The sequence below is a fragment of the Arthrobacter sp. Hiyo1 genome (assembly GCF_001263615.2).
Lineage (GTDB): Bacteria > Actinomycetota > Actinomycetes > Actinomycetales > Micrococcaceae > Arthrobacter.
Genome location: NZ_DF952468.1, coordinates 881,847 through 883,426, shown reverse-complemented (window position 1 = coordinate 883,426; position 1,580 = coordinate 881,847). Strand labels below are relative to the sequence as shown.

At 59.9% G+C, this 1,580-nt stretch carries 2 tRNA genes and 1 pseudogene; 1 reads left to right on the top strand and 2 read right to left on the bottom strand.

Features of this window, described 5'->3' with window-relative positions:
- Window positions 1-280 precede the first annotated feature (280 nt).
- Both AHiyo1_RS03810 and AHiyo1_RS03805 read right to left on the bottom strand, forming a co-directional pair.
- A tRNA-Glu gene (locus tag AHiyo1_RS03810) sits at window positions 281-353 on the bottom strand.
- 141 nt (window positions 354-494) lie between these two features.
- A tRNA-Gln gene (locus tag AHiyo1_RS03805) sits at window positions 495-566 on the bottom strand.
- Between the two features lie 343 nt (window positions 567-909).
- On the opposite strand from AHiyo1_RS03805, the pseudogene AHiyo1_RS03800 reads away from it, so the two are divergent.
- A pseudogene (locus AHiyo1_RS03800) lies at window positions 910-1,580 on the top strand (hypothetical protein); the annotation flags it as partial.

The following is a 1,580-nucleotide window of genomic DNA, read 5'->3' as shown; positions in this document are numbered from 1 at the left end:
AGTCCGGCTGGGTCCCGAGGCGACGGCGTGGCTAGCCCCGGCGGGAGGAACCTTGGACAGCCCCTTCAGCAAGCTCTCCGCAAAGACCCGCTACAAGGCGAGCACCACCACGCGGAACCTCCGCACGCTCATCAAGGTCAGGGATGCTGCAGAGGCCCTTCAGAAGACCACCTGAGCCGCCAGCCATGCTGCTCTCCCCTTTATTGAGGGGAGAAATCCACACGAACTTTGGGCAAAGAAAAATCCCCCAGAACCTGATGGTTCCGGGGGATTCATTTTGTGACCCCAGCGGGATTCGAACCCGCGTTACCGCCGTGAGAGGGCGGCGTACTAGGCCGCTATACGATGGGGCCTTGCACTTTGTTTTACTGCCATATTGAATACCGCTTCCGGCATTCAAGCTGAATGAGTATTTCATACATCCAGCATTGTTTCAAATCGGCGAACCGTTTTGAAACTCCAAATTCCCGCGCAAATTCGCGGATTATTCAGAGCTGGGATACCAGGACTCGAACCTAGAATGACGGTACCAGAAACCGTAGTGTTGCCAATTACACCATATCCCATTGGCGCTTTTAGGCCGGATTCGATGGCGTAAACCTTCGCTCCGTGCCCCTCAGCACGAGTAATTACTTTACCCGAGACTTTCGATGCACACAAATCGACCGCGCACGCCCGCGCCCGCCCGATGCGCACCTCGACAATCCCCCGGCAAGGATGACGACATCGAAAAAACCCTTGCAATCGGCAGGGTCTTAGCTTTACTCTCGGTAAGTTACCAATCGGTAACCAACGCCACGCACTTGTTTCGTGGCACAGCTACAGGCCGGGTCGCCTGTTAGCTGCGTCACATGGGGGGATCCCTGGCAGCAGCGCCGCTGTCGGGAAAGTCATCGAGAGGAATTGCCCATGACACCGAACCCTGCAACTGCCACCAGAACGCGGAGCCGTGCCCAGATAATCGCCATTGCCGTGCTCGCACTCCTGTTGATCGCGCTCCTCGGCTTCTACACCCTGGTCATTGGGAAGATCGCGGCGGGGTCGGCGCAGCTGAATGACGGCGCAGGCCAGGCATCCGCCGGCGCAGGCCAGCTCAAGGACGGCGCGGCAAGGCTTGCGGGTGGAGCTGCGGAAGCCGGGACAGGTGCGGCCAAGCTGGCTGATGGCGCCTCAAAAGTCCAAAACGGAATCCAAGGCAAACTAGCCCCGGGAGCCCAGCAGTTGAAGGACGGAGCCGACAAACTCGCAACTGGGGCCGTGAAAATCCAGAATGACGTCAACGCCAAGCTTGCGCCGGGAGTCTACAAAGTGGACGACGGCGCACAGAAGCTCGCGGCGGGTGCCCTGCAGCTTTCAGCGGCACTGACTCCGACGCCGGGCGGCAATGCTGAAAACAATCTCGGAGACGGCGCCACCCAACTAAACAACGGTGCGAACCAGCTCAACAGCGGAGCCGCCCAGCTCAACTCCGGTGCCGCCCAACTCGATGCAGGTGCTTCCAGGCTCGCGGCGGGCACCGACCAGCTGAAAGGCTACCCGGGTGCCGGAGACGATCCCACCAAGGGAACCGGCTCCGCTGC